Annotated in this window: 17 protein-coding genes; 8 read left to right on the top strand and 9 right to left on the bottom strand. The window is 42.9% G+C overall.

Going from position 1 to position 17,883, the window contains the following annotated elements:
- Positions 1–53 precede the first annotated feature (53 nt).
- From glmM to rlmE, 4 genes are all read right to left on the bottom strand, one after another.
- Complete coding sequence (glmM, locus tag BET10_RS07595; protein ID WP_070984615.1) at positions 54–1,394, bottom strand: phosphoglucosamine mutase; 1,341 nt, start codon at positions 1,392–1,394, stop codon at positions 54–56.
- On the bottom strand, positions 1,391–2,239 hold the full coding sequence (gene folP / locus BET10_RS07590) for a dihydropteroate synthase (RefSeq protein ID WP_070984613.1): 849 nt from the start codon (positions 2,237–2,239) through the stop codon (positions 1,391–1,393). The genes glmM and folP overlap by 4 nt, the downstream gene beginning before the upstream one ends.
- 152 nt (positions 2,240–2,391) lie before the next feature.
- On the bottom strand, positions 2,392–4,329 hold the full coding sequence (ftsH, locus tag BET10_RS07585) for an ATP-dependent zinc metalloprotease FtsH (RefSeq protein ID WP_070984611.1): 1,938 nt from the start codon (positions 4,327–4,329) through the stop codon (positions 2,392–2,394).
- A gap of 69 nt (positions 4,330–4,398) precedes the next feature.
- Complete coding sequence (gene rlmE / locus BET10_RS07580; protein ID WP_070984609.1) at positions 4,399–5,028, bottom strand: 23S rRNA (uridine(2552)-2'-O)-methyltransferase RlmE; 630 nt, start codon at positions 5,026–5,028, stop codon at positions 4,399–4,401.
- Between the two features lie 84 nt (positions 5,029–5,112).
- Here rlmE and yhbY point away from each other — a divergent pair, with 84 nt between their 5' ends.
- On the top strand, positions 5,113–5,409 hold the full coding sequence (yhbY, locus tag BET10_RS07575; RefSeq protein ID WP_070985578.1) for a ribosome assembly RNA-binding protein YhbY: 297 nt from the start codon (positions 5,113–5,115) through the stop codon (positions 5,407–5,409).
- 5 nt (positions 5,410–5,414) lie between these two features.
- Here yhbY and BET10_RS07570 read toward each other — a convergent pair whose 3' ends face one another.
- Positions 5,415–6,569: a serine hydrolase domain-containing protein gene (locus BET10_RS07570; RefSeq protein WP_070984607.1), complete on the bottom strand. Its 1,155-nt coding sequence runs from the start codon at positions 6,567–6,569 to the stop codon at positions 5,415–5,417.
- Positions 6,570–6,666: 97 nt separating this feature from the next.
- Between BET10_RS07570 and BET10_RS07565 the strand changes: the two genes are divergently transcribed.
- The 5 genes from BET10_RS07565 (at position 6,667) to BET10_RS07545 (ending at position 12,181) form a co-directional block, all read left to right on the top strand.
- Entirely contained in the window at positions 6,667–7,470 is an 804-nt protein-coding gene (locus BET10_RS07565) for a hypothetical protein (protein WP_070984605.1), read from the top strand.
- A 110-nt stretch (positions 7,471–7,580) separates the two neighbouring features.
- On the top strand, positions 7,581–8,420 hold the full coding sequence (locus tag BET10_RS07560; protein WP_070984603.1) for a MipA/OmpV family protein: 840 nt from the start codon (positions 7,581–7,583) through the stop codon (positions 8,418–8,420).
- Positions 8,421–8,591: 171 nt separating this feature from the next.
- A complete protein-coding gene (locus BET10_RS07555; RefSeq protein ID WP_070984601.1) occupies positions 8,592–9,299 on the top strand; it encodes a response regulator in 708 nt (235 codons plus the stop codon).
- Positions 9,300–9,310: 11 nt separating this feature from the next.
- Positions 9,311–10,600: a sensor histidine kinase gene (locus BET10_RS07550; RefSeq protein ID WP_070984598.1), complete on the top strand. Its 1,290-nt coding sequence runs from the start codon at positions 9,311–9,313 to the stop codon at positions 10,598–10,600.
- 234 nt (positions 10,601–10,834) lie between these two features.
- Positions 10,835–12,181 carry a sodium-dependent transporter gene (locus BET10_RS07545; RefSeq protein WP_070984596.1) on the top strand — a complete coding sequence of 449 codons (1,347 nt, stop codon included), beginning with the start codon at positions 10,835–10,837 and terminating at the stop codon, positions 12,179–12,181.
- Between the two features lie 34 nt (positions 12,182–12,215).
- Here the strand turns inward: BET10_RS07545 and BET10_RS07540 are convergent, their stop codons facing one another.
- Positions 12,216–12,674, bottom strand: coding sequence for a GNAT family N-acetyltransferase (locus BET10_RS07540; protein ID WP_070984594.1), 459 nt, complete (start codon positions 12,672–12,674; stop codon positions 12,216–12,218).
- Positions 12,675–12,740: 66 nt separating this feature from the next.
- Positions 12,741–13,484 carry a sporulation protein gene (locus BET10_RS07535; protein ID WP_070984591.1) on the bottom strand — a complete coding sequence of 248 codons (744 nt, stop codon included), beginning with the start codon at positions 13,482–13,484 and terminating at the stop codon, positions 12,741–12,743.
- 202 nt (positions 13,485–13,686) lie between these two features.
- On the opposite strand from BET10_RS07535, the gene BET10_RS07530 reads away from it, so the two are divergent.
- Complete coding sequence (locus BET10_RS07530; RefSeq protein ID WP_070984588.1) at positions 13,687–15,258, top strand: cation:proton antiporter family protein; 1,572 nt, start codon at positions 13,687–13,689, stop codon at positions 15,256–15,258.
- Positions 15,259–15,531: 273 nt separating this feature from the next.
- Complete coding sequence (locus BET10_RS07525; protein ID WP_070984585.1) at positions 15,532–15,819, top strand: hypothetical protein; 288 nt, start codon at positions 15,532–15,534, stop codon at positions 15,817–15,819.
- Positions 15,820–15,894: 75 nt separating this feature from the next.
- Here the strand turns inward: BET10_RS07525 and BET10_RS07520 are convergent, their stop codons facing one another.
- Together BET10_RS07520 and ccmI are read right to left on the bottom strand one after the other, a co-directional pair.
- On the bottom strand, positions 15,895–16,626 hold the full coding sequence (locus tag BET10_RS07520; RefSeq protein ID WP_070984583.1) for an MlaA family lipoprotein: 732 nt from the start codon (positions 16,624–16,626) through the stop codon (positions 15,895–15,897).
- Positions 16,627–17,880, bottom strand: a complete 1,254-nt coding sequence (gene ccmI, locus BET10_RS07515; RefSeq protein WP_070985577.1) for a c-type cytochrome biogenesis protein CcmI — start codon at positions 17,878–17,880, stop codon at positions 16,627–16,629.
- Positions 17,881–17,883 lie beyond the last annotated feature (3 nt).

The following is a 17,883-nucleotide window of genomic DNA, read 5'->3' as shown; positions in this document are numbered from 1 at the left end:
GAGATACTAACTCTCCTCACCCAGATTTACAAGAAATAAAATTAAAAACCAGATTAATTGCTCACAGATTCAACAACTTCAGCAATCTTTGTTGCAAAATCGATCACTTGCTTCTCTTGCTCAGCCTCAACCATCACTCGAACAACTGGCTCGGTGCCTGATTTTCTTAATAAAACACGCCCTTTGCCTGCAAGCTGCTCTTCAACTTCAGCGACAACCTGCTTAACAACATTTTGCTGCGTAGGATCATCAGCAGTCGAATAGCGTACGTTGATCATTTTCATTGGATACTTTGTGAATCCGCTACCTAGGTCTTGCAAGGTTTTGTTTTGAGAGACCATCGCCGCTAACACTTGAAGGCTAGAAATAATCCCATCACCAGTACAAATAAGGTCTAGATTAAGCACATGGCCCGAACTTTCACCGCCAATCGTCCAACCTTTCTGATTAAGCAGCTCCATAACATATCGGTCACCCACTTTGCTACGAGCAAATTCGATACCTTGGCTCTGTAGCGCGTTTTCAAGCCCCATATTTGACATGACCGTACCGACAACACCGCCGTTTAACGTGCCATTAGCGTGGGCTAAACAAGCAATGATATAAACGATGTCATCGCCATCAAAAACATGGCCTTTGTGATCGACCATCATCACCCGATCGCCATCACCATCGTATGCAATGCCCACATCTGCTTTATGCTCAAGAACCTGACGCTTTAAGCTATCAACGTGTGTTGCACCACACTCATGGTTAATATTCAAACCGTTTGGTTCACAGGCATGGCAAATCACGGTCGCGCCTAACTCACGCATTACCGCAGGCGCAATATGGTAAGTAGCACCGTTGGCGCAGTCTAAAACAATTTTCAGCCCTTCAAGTGACAACTCTTTAGGAAATTGACTCTTACAAAACTCTATGTAGCGGCCATCAGCATTCTCAAGACGTCTTGCCTTACCTAGTTTTTCAGATGCAACACATGTCATGTCCTCATCCATCATTGCTTCAATTTCCAGCTCTACGCTATCTGCCAACTTTAAGCCATTACCGCTAAAGAATTTGATGCCATTGTCATGATATGGATTGTGAGACGCGCTGATCACAATACCTGCTTCTGCTCTAAAAGTTTGTGTCAAATACGCTACAGCAGGAGTTGGCATTGGCCCAAGCAGAACCACGTCAATACCTGCTGCGATTAGTCCAGCTTCCAAAGAGGTCTCTAATAAGTAACCAGAAATTCGGGTATCTTTACCAATAATTACTTTTTTTGTGCCAGTTTTAGACAAAACTTTACCAGCAGCCCATCCCAATTTTAGCGCAAACTCAGGTGTAATTGGGTGCTGTCCAACCAAGCCCCTTACCCCATCTGTACCAAAATACTTTCTAGTTGTCATATGGTTACTCCATTAATTGCTGCATGCCAAACATTCAGAGCATCAGCAGTTTGCTGAACATCGTGTACTCTGATTATTTGTGCTCCCTGTTGTGCACATAGTAATGCGCCAGCGAGACTTGCAGCTAAACGTTCATTTGTTTCTCTGTTTAATAACTTTCCAAACATAGACTTACGCGACAGTCCAGCGAGTAGTGGTAGTCCAAATGATTGGAAAGCTTTAAAGTTGCCCAATAATTCAAAATTGTGTGCCAAGTTTTTACCAAATCCAAAACCAGGATCCAGTATAAGGCGCTCCCTCAATATGTTCGCCTCGTCGCACGCTAGCAAACGTTCGCTGAAAAATGCCTTAATATCGGTGATCAAATCACTATACGATGGGTTTTGCTGCATGGTACGTGGCTGTCCTTGCATATGCATCAAACAAATCGCCACGTCTGGATGAGCTGCAGCCACCTGAAGCGTGTCAGGCTCTTGTAATGCGCGTACATCATTAATAATATCAGCGCCGGCTGCTATCGCCTCAAGCATCACCTGTGCTTTACTTGTATCGATTGAAATAACACAGTCGCTTTGCCGACGTATACCTTCAATCACGGGTATCACTCGGTTGAGCTCTTCTTCACATGTGACATCTGGCGCGCCTGGTCGAGTTGACTCTCCTCCCACATCTAGAATGGTTGCACCTTGGTCTAACAATGAAAGAGCCTGATTGACAGCGTTATCACATTGCAAAAACGCACCGCCATCTGAAAATGAATCTGGTGTCACGTTAACAATGCCCATGACTTGCGGCTTATTGAGGCTTAGCAAACGGCCTCGGGGTAAACGTATTGTGGTTGTCATTATCGTTACTCGTTTTAGAGTAATGTTAGCAAAAGCATGTAAGTATGCTTTGCAACTTCATATTGTGCAAAAATCTATCGAAAACTTTCAGTTTTATAGTTATGAAAAAGCCCCGACTTAGCGGGGCTTTAGACATTCGACTATTTTAACCGTTATTCGATTCTATCATCAAGCTCTGACGACGCTTCAGATTTATCAACTGGCTTTTTATCATCTTCTGCTGTCGGCTTTGTACCCATTTTGTCAGACTTTGGTTCTGGTTTGCGGTCATGAGCGTCACGAGGTGGACGCACTTGCGTACGAGCCATTAGGTCATCAATTTGACCTGCATCAATAGTTTCATACTTCATTAGAGCATCTTTCATGCTGTGAAGAATATCCATGTTGTCCTTTAGGATCTGTTCAGCACGTTGGTAGTTGCGAGAAATGAAATCTTTTATCTCTGCATCGATCAGTTTCGCAGTTTCATCTGACATGCCGGCCATTCGGTGTGAACTGCCGCCCATATACATTTCACTCTGCTCTTCAAGGTACTTTTGCGGTCCAAGCTTACTGCTCAAGCCCCATTGCGTAACCATTTTCTTAGCAATATCCGTTGCACGTTCAATATCATTGCTGGCACCAGTGGTGACTTTATCTTCACCATAGATAAGTGCTTCAGCAATACGGCCACCGTATAGGCTCGATAACATTGATTCTAGGTGCTCTTTCGAGTGGCTCACTCTATCTTGCTCAGGCAAGTACATTGTAACACCAAGCGCTCTACCTCGAGGGATAATTGAAACTTTATAAACAGGGTCATGTTCAGGTACCAAGCGACCAACTATCGCATGGCCTGCTTCATGGTAGGCTGTCATTTCTTTTTCATGCTCGCTCATTACCATAGACTTGCGCTCAGCGCCCATCATGATTTTATCTTTAGCGGCATCGAACTCGGCCATACTCACTTTACGCTTGTTGCCTCTGGCTGCAAATAGAGCGGCCTCGTTTACTAAGTTTGCCAAGTCTGCACCAGAGAACCCCGGCGTACCACGAGCAATTACCGATGCTTCAACATTATCATCTAAAGGCACTTTGCGCATATGTACATTAAGGATCTGCTCACGACCGCGAATATCCGGAAGGCCAACAACCACTTGACGGTCAAAACGACCAGGACGTAATAACGCTGGGTCTAATACATCTGGACGGTTGGTCGCAGCAATAACAATAATGCCTTCATTGCCTTCAAAACCATCCATCTCAACGAGCATTTGGTTAAGTGTTTGCTCACGTTCATCGTGGCCACCACCCATGCCTGCACCGCGCTTACGACCTACAGCGTCGATCTCGTCAATAAAGATAATACACGGCGCTGCTTTCTTAGCCTGCTCAAACATGTCACGTACACGAGATGCACCCACACCAACAAACATTTCAACAAAGTCTGAACCAGAAATCGTGAAAAATGGCACTTTCGCTTCACCTGCGACCGCCTTAGCAAGCAAAGTTTTACCGGTACCAGGAGGACCGACCATCAGCACACCTTTCGGAATGCTACCACCTAACTTTTGGAACTTTGATGGATCGCGTAGGAAATCGACCAACTCTGTTACGTCTTCTTTAGCTTCATCACAGCCCGCAACATCTGCAAACGTCGTTTTCACTTGGTCTTCGCTCATCAAGCGAGCTTTACTCTTCCCAAATGACATGGCCCCTTTTCCGCCGCCACCTTGCATTTGACGCATGAAGAATATCCATACGCCTATGAGTAGTAGCATTGGGAACCAAGATATAAAAATATTCGCCAAAAATGATTGTTCTTCCGGTGCAACACCTTTTACGTTTACATCATTTTTTAGTAAATCATTGATAAGGTCTTCATCGTACATTGGCATGATAGTTTGAAAACGCTCACCATTGCCCTTCATACCTGTAATCGTGCCGGTTGAACGGTCAATATTGACGTCTCTTACCGCGCCACTGCGTACTTCTTTGACAAACTGTGTGTAACTGGTTTGACGATCAATGTTATCGCCGCCGTTGAAACTCTGAAAAACGGTCATTAGCACAACTGCAATTACCAACCAGAGTATTAGATTCTTCGCCATATCGCTCAAGGGGTTAACCTCTTGTATCCAAAAATTATTTAAATTCGACTGTAATGCTTTTCAACTGTACTACAGTTTGTAGCCTGTCGCCACTATATAAACCTCACGGGAACGTGGACGGGAGGCTTTTGGCTTTCTAATTTTTACCACGTTAAAACATTTACGTACTTCCTGTACAAACTGATCAAAACCTTCACCTTGGAAAACTTTTACAGCAAAAGCACCATTTTTACTGAGTACTTGGTGACACATATCCAGCGCAAGTTCTACGAGATACATACTGCCAGCCTGATCAGTAGACATGTTGCCGCTCATATTTGGCGCCATATCTGAAAATACCACATCTATATTCTTGCCACCAATGCGGTCAAGTAATGCATTTAATACGGCTTCCTCACGAAAGTCTCCCTGTAAAAAATCCACCCCTGCGAGTGAATCCATAGGCAAAATATCACAAGCAATAACTTGCCCTTTATCACCCACCTCTTCGGCTAGATACTGTGACCAGCTGCCAGGAGCCGCGCCTAAGTCAACAACACTCATGCCAGGTTTGATGAGTTTATCGCGTTGTTGGATCTCTTCGAGTTTAAAGATAGCTCGGGAGCGAAAGCCGCGCTTTTGCGCTTCATGAACGTAAGGGTCGTCCACATGTTCCTTTAACCAGCGTTTTGAGCTCGCTGAGTGCTTTTTATTTGCCATTATTCACTGCAACTCATTAGTAATATTGTCTAGATGGCGGTAGAATATGAAAATTCAAGCCTACATAGTGTAAATTGTATCAATATGACTTTATCAAATAAACAAAAGCAGTACCTTAAAGGTTTAGCACATCCACTAAAACCCGTTGTTTTGCTCGGCGCAAATGGTTTAACTGAAGGTGTTCTGGTTGAAATTGATCAATCTTTAAACATTCACGAACTTATCAAAGTTAAAGTGCCGACAAATGACCGTGAGACAAAGCAGTTAATTTTTGATGCGATTGTTCGTGAAACTGGCGCATACAAAGTGCAAACCATCGGCCATGTCATCGTTTTGTATCGTCAAAGCGAAGAGAAGAAAATTCAACTGCCTCGCCAGTAATTTTCTTATGCGCCATCGTCTGAGTGCGTTGGCGCCACTCGGTACTTTTTAATAACCTGAGTTATGAAATCAGTCGTCAACTGGTTTATCACCCCGCTTTCTGCGTTTAGCAATAAACTAAACCCCACATTCAAAGCTGGTATTACAACCAAATCGGTGCGATAACCCTGTACCCAGCCACTGTGATATAATACGTATTCACCATCAAAGTCGTAAATACGCCAACCCAACCCGTAAAACGCCTCGTTGACATGCTCACGCCAAATACGTCTGCGCAATTCTCTTTTCGTGTGTGTGTAGGGCCTACTTTGTAACGTCAATGCATCCAATGATAACACCTCTGGGTAAAGCCCAAGCTGCGCTTTGAGCCATTGAACCATATCGTTTGCACTGGCATTTACCCCTGCAGCTGGGGCCACCTTATAATAATGTGGTTTGAGTTTTGCCGTATGCCAGCGCTTACGGCCAAGTACGTGTGGTAAAGCATAGTTATTGTCCTTTTCCATGCTTTCTATACCAATACCGCCGTCATTCATTTTTAGCGGTGTGAAAATAAATTCTTGTAACCAACGCTCGTAAGACATTCCCGTTGCATGCAAAATCACATCAGAAATCAGACTAAACATGGCATTTTGATAGCCATAACACTGTCCAGGTTTACAAATACGTTCAACTTTTATGAGCCGTTCCACTATTTGTTCATAAGACATTCTGGACTCGATTAAGTTGTCGTAAGCATTGGGGACTAAGCCACTTGAATGACTTAGTAGGTGATAAACTTTGAGGTGTTGATAGTCAGTCCCTTTGAGATAAGGTAAATAGGTACTTACATACTCGTCCAGCGCTAGATACTGCGCACTCGCTAGCTTTGCTGTTAGAGAACCCGCAAATGTCTTGGAAACGGACGCTAGACGAAAGCGCGTATTTTCATCAACTGTTCGGCCTTTGTTAACTTTGGTCTTGCCATATCCCTTCGCTAAAGAGCCAAATTCACCATGTACAACACTCAATGCCGCACCTGGGATTGATTTTTCTTTTAGTTTTCGCTCGACTTGCTTAGAATAGCTGTTCAAAAATTGGTGCCACTGCTGCTTTTTGTCTTCTGATGCAACGGTATTAGTCGCAAACAACCAGAAGACAACAAGAACTAAATACTTCATAATAACTCGTTAAACTAGAATTCGTTGAAGTTTATCACGAAGTTAGCTTGTGTTTACATCACCAATTGAGACTTAAACTGTAACAAGAGGTACATGAATGCGTTTTCTGCTTATTTTTATTACTTTGGCTTTCTCATTTGGTTGTTCTTTAACTCCCGAGATGGCACCCAAACTTGATGTGCCTCCTAAGCCGATATTAAGTAAGGAAATTTATCAGCTTAGTTATAGTACTGAACTAGATTCAGCGAGAATAAAATCGGTACAGTTGCCAGCACATCCGATTGAAAAAGCAAACTCGGTGCGTATAGTCGCTGACAAAGTTGCAATGACAGACACATTAAAGTCGCATATTGAGCGCGCGCTTAAAAAGCATGGACTAACAATAGTCACTAGTAACAAAGCCGACTACATACTTAACATTCATCAATTAGACCTTACTTTTGGCCCGAACAAAACCTACGTGCTCAATGTACCAAAAGCATCACACGCTTTATATCAGCTCGTAACTCAAAAAGCGCCGAGTTATCAATGTAGCAATATCATAGCAAGTGTCAGTATGAGACTAACTCACATTGCATCATCAGATGTTGTTTGGTTTGCAAAGTCTTCGATTGATAGCGCCAGCTTTCAAGGTATTCCATTACAGTTCAGCTATACCAAAGAGCAGAAAATAACTAACGAAAACGACATACTTTCGTTTATCGTGTCACAAAATACAGAACAAGCTAGAATCGCACGCTCCAGCACCCCCGTTGAAGTACCTAAGTACATTGTGGAAGATTTGATTGGTGAGCCACAGAAAGTTGCAGGTGCCTGTACAGAAACCGAAGTGAGTGCGCTAAGCAGCGCTATGCACCAACAACTTGCTGCGGTCTTGATTGATAAAATCAATGTTTTATAGGCCAATAATATAGCTCCCCGTAAAGAGCATGCCCTGTGCTCAACAATTTTTTACAGATACTAACGCCGCATTCAATATAATGTTCATCAACTTAGTTGTTGGTGAACATTATGCTCCGTACATTAACAAAATTGATAATCATCACTGTTGTTTTATCTTCCACTGCATACGCGAGTAACCGTTTGTATTCTGACAATACATTAACTCCCACCAATGGCCTGTACCTAGATATCAATATGGGCCTAGGTTACCTGTTAGAGGACTCGTATCTTATCGGCGCCAATGTAAAAGATGGCGTGGAGTTACTTAATGTAAATGTGTTTGCATCATATGGAAACTGGTACTTGGATGCTGATCGCAGCCAACTCAGTGGAGGCTGGATAGTAGGCTATAGTGCCATTGAGCACAGCAATTGGGATCTTGATGTTATTGTGACACAAGCACAAGATGGTTTTGATGAAAAAGGCTTTAATTTATATAACTCGGATGAGATCCCACAGCTCAAAGGTATTACACAAAGAGCGTTTGATGTAACCGGCGGATTGCGGTTAAGCCGAAGGTTCGGTGACAATCAAGCATCACTAGAACTATTGCAAGATATAAGCAGTACCCACAATGGTTGGATAGTCAGCACCTTTTATAGCAAGATTATCCCGTGGCAAAACTGGGAATTTAGAACCGGTCTAGGCATCAATATCTATTCCCGCGATTTTACCAATTATTATTTTGGCATTTCTCCAAAAGAACAAAGAGTTGATCGACCAGTATATCGCCCTAAAAGCGCAATGAGTGTTGTATACGAGTTTCATGCCGAATACCCGCTCAACGAAAATTGGATTTTTTTAGCCGGTTGGATGACAACCTGGTTTTCACAACAAATTTATCGCAGCCCCATTGTTGCACAAAACTATCAACATAAGGCGAAAATTGGGGTACGGTACGTATTTTAGCAAACAATCATTAAGCGCCTAATTTCGTATAGGTAATTAATTGATTTATAAACTTTACCAATAACAAAACAGTGATAAGTGACAGCTCTAGATTAGTCAGGCACAATCAGGTACATGCTTGTTAGTCTGCATGATTTAACTGCAAATTTAAGATGCTAGAGGATTATTAAAATGGATAATTACGGTACGATTTTGCTCGTCGAAGATGACGAATCTCTATCTCAATGGGTTGCAGATTATTTGAACAACCAAGGGTATACCACACATGTTTGCGCTCGAGGGGATCAAGTAGTTGCAATGGTGAAATCTCTTAGCCCCGACATCGTACTGTTAGATGTTATGCTACCAGGGCAGGATGGCATTAGTGTTTGCCGTGAACTTCGTCAGTTTTATCAACATCCTATCATTATGCTAACAGCCAAAGACGAGGAAATGGATGAAGTGATAGGCCTTGAGGTTGGTGCCAGTGATTATGTTATTAAGCCTGTTCGCCCCCGTGCTTTATTGGCAAGAATTAAAGCGATGTTGCGCTCATCTAGTGAGCAAAAACACTCCGATATAAATAATGACAAGTCGCTGTGTGTTGGTAACCTGAGCATAGACACTCAAGCGCGCAAGGTGTTGGTGCAGGGTAAAGAAGTGAATATTTCTAGTGCTGAGTATTTATTACTACATTTTTTGGCATCAAATGCTGGAGAAGTTGTTTCAAGAGACGCGGTGTTCAAAGCGACCAAAGGTCGAGAATACGATGGACTAGACAGAAGCGTCGATGTACTTATTTCGGCCTTACGTAAAAAATTCAATGATGATCCACAGCACCCAGAAAAAATTAAAACTATTTGGGGTAAGGGCTACCTGATGGTTCCAAGCGCATGGTAAAAGGCTAATTTGTGAGAAAGCTATATATTTATTTGCTTGCCAGCGCCTTGGTCTCAATTGTCGTACTCGGTTGGCTAATTGATATATTTAGCGAACAAGCCTTAGAGGTCGACGATAACTTCGGCTGGCAAAGTACACTCGCCAGTGGCGTTGCCAAGCAAGCAGCTAGAGAGCCTGTTGCAAATAGGTCTGATTACATTACCACTTTGAGTGAAGACTATGGCTTAGCTATCAGCTACAAACAAGGTGACACTTTGGCCGTGCCTTCTGAACTCAAAGCGCAAATGCTCACGGGCAAAGGGTTAATTTTAGAAGATCAGCAAGGCTTTTATCTGTTGAAAACTAATGACGCTTTACTTCCTGACTATCTTGAACTGCGCTTAGATAAGCCAGCAGAGCAGCAGAGTAACGATGCCATGCTCACCTTATTGTTTTATACCGGCGTATGTACCTTTATGTGGTTTATACTCTCGCCGTTAGCTAGGCGCCTATCTGTACTCACAGAAGCGGCTAAACAATTTGCCAGCGGCAACCTGAGCGCCAGAATCGCTACCGATAAATTTACCTATATCAAAGACGTGGAACTCACATTTAACCGCATGGCGAGTCAAATTGACAAACTCCTTGCAGAGAACAAGCTTCTTGCATCAAGCTTATCACACGACATACGCACTCCTGTGGCCTGCCTTCGCTTTGGGTTAGATGCAGCACTCGATGAAAAAGACATTCATCAAGTTCATGATATTCTAGCTAGAATGGAAAATGACTTAGATCAAATGGAAGATATGCTGGCCAGCTATCTGTCATTTGCCACATTAGAGCAAAAGTCGCACTTACTGAACTTTGAATCTACCGATGCGACCCCTTATTTTGTTTCATTAGTCGAGCAAATTGCGCCAAAGTTTAAAAGCGCAAACCTACAAATTAATTACGAAATAGAGCCTCACCTATTTATATACGCAGACCTACATTGGCTGGCACGCGCTGTAACAAATCTGCTGTCTAACGCCTGTGACTTTGCCTGCGGTGCTGTTCTTATCAGAGTTGTCGGTGATGGCCATGAGATTCAGATCCATATCGAGGATGATGGCCCAGGCATTGCGCCACAAAACTGGCACAAAGTATTCAGCCCATTTTTTCAAGAGCAATCTCACCGTAACCGGGCGGGAAAAAGCTATGGTTTAGGGCTGGCGATTGTAGCCAAGGTTGTAGATTGGCATCATGGCAAAGCGAGTGTATCCCAGTCAGACATATTGGGCGGTGCTAAATTCACCTTAACTTTACCTTGTAAAGCTAAATGAGCAGCGTAAAGTAATGACCACATTTAATAAGTAGCTTTTGAGTTAATCAACTGAAAAGCAACAACTTACAATCTATAGTTGAATTTTTAGTCTGGCGAACTAATGTTACACTCGCAAAATCACCAAAATATTGCGCTAGATCATGGCATTGTTAATAACAATTAGCGCTTTTTATTTCGCTGTAATTACAGTAGATTGTCAGCCGCCGTAAAAAAAATAGAGAAGTAAAATAATATGAGCACTGTGCGCGGAGAATTTAGTTCTCGCTTTGGATTCATCATGGCAGCAGCAGGATCAGCTGTTGGCCTTGGCAACATTTGGGGCTTCCCCACTCAAACCGCTAGCAACGGTGGAGCCGCTTTCGTTTTGGTTTATTTGGTACTAGCCTTTTGTTTAGCTTATCCAGCACTAATGGCTGAGCTAGTTATTGGACGTCATGGTCAGGCTAACGCCGTTTCATCACTGCAAAAACTCTCTAATAACCCACTAAGTAAACGCTTTGCCTTCGCTGTGGGCTTCGGTGGTATTATTTGCGCCGGCCTTATCCTCAGTTTTTATGCAATCGTTGCTGGCTGGATGTTTACTGCAACGTTAGAGCCCATCGCTAAACTCACTCAGTTGTCAAGCACAGCCCAATGGCTGAATAGCCAGTCTCTGGCAAGGGATTTAATTTTTACCACCCTATTTGTGGTGCTGACTATTTCTATCATCAGTAAAGGCGTTGAAAATGGTATTGAGAAATGGTCTAAGCGCTTAATGCCCGCTTTATTGGGGATTTTATTTTTGCTCATTGCCTACGTCTTGATGCAAGACGGTGCCAGTGAAGGACTGAAGGCTTATCTTGTCCCTGACTTTTCTTCCATCTTAAACCCCGAGTTACTAGTCAGTGCACTTGGACAAGCATTCTTCTCGCTATCTTTAGGAACCAGTGTAATGATCATTTATGGCTCTTACATTAGCAGGCAAGAAAACTTAGTTTCACTTGGCGCCTACGTAACATTAATCGATGTGTTTATTGCCTTTGTTGCTGGCCTTTTGATCATCCCTGCCATGTATGTAGCCCAAGCTCAGGGAGTTGAAATATTTGCGGCAAATGGACAACTACTGTCAGAAGACACGCTAGTGTTTCAAGTGTTACCAGCTCTATTTGAAAGCATGGGAGATGTCGGCTTATTTGTCGGCTTTGCATTCTTTGCATTGATGAGTATTGCTGCACTCACCTCGTCAATATCTATGCTTGAAGCGCCCGTATCTTATGCCGTTGAGCGTTTTGCACTGTCGCGCGTACAAGCAACTTGGGTGATCGGTGGCCTTATCTCATTGGTTAGTTTTACTATTATTTTTAACTTCAGTAGTTTGTTTGGTTTCGTGGTGAGCTTAACTACACAATTTGGCCAGCCATTGATAGGGATGCTTTGCTGTATATTTGTTGGCTGGATATGGCACAGAAATAGTCTGCTAACAGAGATAAAAAATGGTTATCCAGATGCGGATCATAGCGTGTTTTGGAAAATATGGCCTTGGTATATTAAGTTTGTCTGCCCTCTTGCCATAGCGCTGGTATTTATACACTCGCTTTAAATATGAAAAATCAGGCTATGAGATTAGCGCAGCGCTAACCTCTTTTAAATCTTCGAGTTAATCGCATATCTTGGTGAGGGATACCATCTTCTAGGTATTCTTCACCTTCAATCACAAACCCCGTAGATTGATAAAATTTCAGCAAATAGGTTTGTGCACTCAGTACCACGTCGTTTCCTTTAAAATGTGTATCACACACCTCAATTGCTGTTTGCATCAAAGGCGCTGCGAGACCTTTGCCTCGGGCGCTTGGCATCACCAATACCCGCCCGATTGCACATTCACTCGCTGATTTTCTGTACACTCGTGCGTAGGCACACAACTCCCCCTGCTCATAAGCCATGACATGAAAGGTGTCTGATTGTCTATCAATCTCATCCAGCTCTGGGTAGGCACACTGCTGTTCAACAACAAAAACATCAACACGAGCCTTAAGCAAACTAAACAAAGTATCTGTATCTAGTTGTGAAAAAGTACTTATCTGCCAATTCATTAAATATCACTCCACATAACAAAAAGCCCAGCAATGCTGGGCTTTAAAGTTTATACCCACTTGCCGCTATGCGAACAAGCGCTCTAATTGATCGCATAACTGCGACAGGTTTACGTGATCATGCTCTATGGTGAGATCAACATATCCGTCACCGCGAAACGCCCTATCAAGCTCAATCAGCACGTGAGTCTTGTGAGCTTCGGGGACAAATGACAATTCCACTTCTTGAATTCCAAACATAGATTGCCGATGAGGGCGATACTCTAGCTCCTGATAGCAACCTGAAACGGTGTGAAAGTTACTTGCACGCAAATACCCTTTTTCAACGTCGGCCTTAACCAGTCCAAAGCCGAGCTTTTCCATTGCTAGCATACAGGTTTTTATTGCATCATTTGGATATATATGGAGCGCATCTCGGTCTGTAGGATCGAGTGCTAAGTCTATATCAAGGCCTGTTTCCAGCCATACGTGGCTATGGTTGTATCCAGCATTTAGCTCGGTAAGTGGTGTTTCTGAGTGTAAACGAGCCTCAAATGGGATGGTCTTACGTTCTTTTGCGGCAACTTCAAATCGCTCGCCTATCTTCCACTTTTCAATCACATGATTTTCGAAGTAATGACCATCATCATTTTCAACTTTCACTTTAGTCATCAATGCCATCTCTAAGCCATTTATTTCCTGACTAATATCACCACCTTCAATGATAATTTTTGCTTGAAATTTTTGCCCAGGGTGCAAATGCTCTGTTTCTAATACAGTATCTACTTTTGCCGCACCTATACCAACAGATGCGAGGATCTTTTTAAACATTACTTCTCCTGTGAGAATGTTCCCTTATCGCATCTTAACCACATTTACAGCGCATTGTCAGCGAAAATTTATGGGTTCTTATATATTCTTCAAGAATATTCAAAAAAAATATCAGAGTTATACGCCTGTAAAAGAACTTTTCAATTTATAAATCAGAGAGTTTTGGTACACTGTGGTTAGATAGAACTAACATAGGCACACCATGGAACTTTTGTTTTTTGCCGCAGCGTTCGCCTGTGGCTTTTCGGTATATCAATTAAAGTTGCCGCCGCTAATTGGTTTCTTAATGGCTGGGTTTATTTTAAACCTAATGGGATATCGTAGTACTGAGTTACTCACTCAACTTGCAGATTTGGGCGTAACTTTGTTGTTGTTCAGTATTGGCTTAAAGCTCAAAATTGGTAATCTTGTCAAAGCACAGGTTTGGGCACCCGCAACTCTACATATCGTAATAAGCAGTGCATTTTTTGCCAGCCTGTTATTACTGCTCGGCGCAATGAGCCTACCACTGTTTACCGATTTAACGGTTTCGACAGCCCTGTTAGTTGGCTTTGCCTTTAGTTTTTCCAGCACAGTTTTCGCAGTTAAAGTACTTGAAGAGCGCGGGGAAATGGCAAGTCTACACGGTAAAATCTCCATCGGTATCTTGGTTATGCAAGATATCTTTGCCGTGGTATTTTTGGCGATTAGTACAGGAAAAGCACCAAATGTGTGGGCGTTGGTGCTACTAGTTTGTCTACCTGTATTTAGACCGATTATGTTCTGGGTTTTAAACCGCTCTAAACACGGTGAACTACTGCCATTATTCGGCTTTTTCTTCGCACTGGTTATTGGTTATCATGCTTTTGAATTTGCCGGCTTAAAAGGAGATCTTGGCGCTTTAATCATTGGTATGCTGTTCGCACCTCACAAGAAGGCTGGTGAGTTATCAAAATCTTTAATGAACTTGAAAGATGTTTTACTGGTAGGTTTCTTCCTTAATATTGGTCTCAATGCCAACATGAGCTTTGATGCTTTGCTCATCGCCTGTTTGTTAACGCTAGTCTTACCCGTCAAAGTATGCCTGTATTATGTCCTTACCAATATTTTCAAATTGCGTGCTCGTACATCATTACTCAGTGCCTTTACACTTGCAAATTATAGCGAATTTGGACTCATCGTCTGCGCGGTTGCCGCCAGCTCAGGGGCGATAGCACCAGACTGGTTAGCCGTCGTTGCAATAGCCGTGTCAATCACTTTTGTGATTGCCTCACCGCTTAATAAGCGCGCTAATGGATTCTATGTCAGATTAGAGCCCTTTTTATTGAAGTTCGAAAGCAGTAAGCGTCTTGAAGAAGAGCTCCCCGTGAATCTAGCAGACACACGCATTGTTATCTTTGGTATGGGCAGAATTGGTACGGGTGCCTACGAAACCATAGAAGCCACCCACCCCGGTTCAATTGCAGGTATCGATATAAAGCCCGAAGTAGTTGATAAACACGTGCAAAGAGGACGCAGAGTGTTGCTTGCTGATGCAACAGACCCTGATTTTTGGCAACGTGTAAATCACTCTCAAGTTGATATGGTCATGTTAGCAATGCCAAAGCATATGCAGAACATTTATGCATTGGAGCAACTAAAAGCCTCTGGCTTTAAAGGCCAAGTAACCGCCATCGCCAACTACCCTGATCAACAAAAAGAGCTTGAAGAAATGGGGGTCAACTCAACCTATAACTTCTATCTTGAGGCCGGTAGTGGCTTTGCAGAACACGTAAAACAAAATTTATTTTCCTAATACATTATTATGTTCTCAGTACCACAAAAGGTACTGAGAACTATTTTTATTTACTCATCAATACCTTACTTCTAGATGTCTACCACGCGCTGTTAGATCATTTCAAATCGTACATTATTCGATTTACAAAGCTTTACATCGAAGTTAGTAATCTACCCTAAAAACAGAGTACACTGTTTTCAACAAAGAGGACGTAAGTATCTATTTTTAACACAAAAAATATGATGTGCGTGACTAACATAACAATTGGATGTTTTTTGGGAGAAGGCCAATATGCTTAAAACTAAACAGGTAAATCACTTTGCTGCTGTCGTTGATGACGTAAAAGCTGGGCCATTTTCCGAGCTGCAAAATCGACTTGATGAAATCCAAGACAATGGGATGACAGCGTTAGCAATTCGCAATGTACTATTTAACAAGATGCTTGATTTACACAATGTACCGAATGACCACTTTTTGCGAGATGAAGACACACCATCACGTATCGATGATCCAGCAGTGTTGATCGAAAAGCTTAATGACTTAGGATTTTATCGCAAAAGCAATGGTGCTTTTCACTAGAACTGATTAGGGGGAGCCTACTCTCCCCACTATAGGCTGGCAATGCCCGTCGCCAGCCTATCTTCTTTCTTCGTATTACAAATTCTCTAAAAAATCTTCATCGAAATCTGTTGGCTCTTCCTTAATCGGAGGATTACCATCGTATAGCTCATACAATTGGCGCTGGAAATATATATCTTTCATAAAGATGTACGGGTCGAGTGATTCTTCCAACAACTTTTCTTGCGCCATCAACGATGCTCTTGCTTCAATGGCTCTAAGTGTGAACACGGCGATAGTTTCCGGCGTGCTCAGTGCTATCTCTGGCATCACATAATTGTCAACAACATCACCTGCCAAATTTCTGGCTGTTGTAGGGCCCATAACGGGCAGCATGATGTAAGCACCATCACCCATTCCCCAAACACCTAAAGTTTGCCCAAAATCTTCATCATGATGTTTAAGGCCTAGACTACTGGCGACATCAAATAAGCCAAAAATCCCTACGGTAGAGTTCACCAAAAAGCGTGCAGCATTCACTCCCATGCTGCTAGGCTTACCCTGTAAACCAGCATTAATTGCATCGGTTGGGGTAAGCAAATTAGTCGTAAAATTAACAATACTATTGCGTACCGGCTGCGGTGTAGCAGCAACATAGCCAACCGTTACTGGGCGTAAAATATATTTGTCTAAAACATCCATATTAAAATCATAAACTGGGCGATTTAATGACTGAAGTGGGTCACGCTCGTCCTGTTTTTCTTCAGGAATAGTACTACATCCTGAAATCACAACAGCTGCCAGAACAGCTAAAAAAGGCTTAAACATTTAATTTCCTGTGTTTGATATAATCCGATTAATCTCAACTGGGATCACCTCAAGCGCTTCGCTCAACGCTATAATTTCACTTTGTCCTTCCAACTCGCCAGCTTGTGCCATAACACTTTCATCAGTTGAAATGCGAGCCGTGATAATGACGTTTTGATAGCTCGACAGCTTGAGGCTTGGCATCATCGCCATACTATCATCTAGTGTGACACGTAAAGGCAAGTTAAAATTTGTAAGCTTAGCAACCGCCAGCGGCATAGCTGGGCCATCAGCGGCTTTAGCAAACACGAACAATGTACCCTGACTGGGAAGTTGCTCAGTCAGGTTAGGACTGAGCGTAACTTCAATTTGTAATGCCGCGGCTGTAGACTCGGTTTGAGGGGCAAGTTTCTGTTCTATTTCAACAATACGTTGCTCTATCATTGCATATCGTGGGTCTTCGCTGTTCATACTTGCCAGTAATACTTCAAAAGCTGTTTTGGCTTCATGCCAATCTTGCTTTTCGTATGCAATAAGTGCGAGTAAAGAAATTGCATCAATATTAGTTGGCTCACTTCTTAACACTTTGGCCAGCAATCGTGCTGCGCGGTTCATACCGGACTCCGCCCCCTCAATCAACAATACTTGACTGTAATTGATCAAAATATTGCTATTGTTTGGTTCCATTTTCAGCGCTTTGTCGAATGCCTGTTTGGCCATCTCATAGTCATTTAGCGACATTGCTACACGACCCAATAGCATCCACGCTACTGCATCATCGCCGCTGTCGGCTAATTTAGTACGTAAGCCGAGCGCAAAAGCCTGTAATTCGTTTGCTGTTAATCTTTGCCCTTGTTGCAATACCGCTCTTTCACCGTATTCTGGCAGCTTTTCAATAGCATCGTACCAATTGGCTATCTGCTGCTGACTTCCCGTAAAGTGATAAAAAACACCGCTGACCGCGAGGGTGAACAACAACCCCGTTAGGGCAAAGATACGATTGTTGCCACGGCTACTGAGCTGCTGTTCAGGCGAGAGCTCATTGAGTAATCTGCGCTTAAGCTCCAGTACCGACTCCTGATAAGCCTGTTGTTCGATGCGTTGATTGCTCAGCTCAGCATTTAACTCATCAAGGCGTTGGTAGTAGATATCAACTCGTTCGGCATTGGCTTGGTTGTCCACCGTCAGCACTTTTTCTCGACGAATGAATGGCACAACCACAAACAGTACTGCTAATAAAGTAAGCAATGCGAACATCACCCACATCTGCATAATTCC

It is taken from the genome of Pseudoalteromonas amylolytica (genome assembly GCF_001854605.1).
Taxonomy (GTDB): Bacteria; Pseudomonadota; Gammaproteobacteria; order Enterobacterales; family Alteromonadaceae; genus Pseudoalteromonas; species Pseudoalteromonas amylolytica.
Note: the sequence above shows the minus strand (reverse complement) of the source record. Positions and strands in the feature narration are given on the sequence as shown.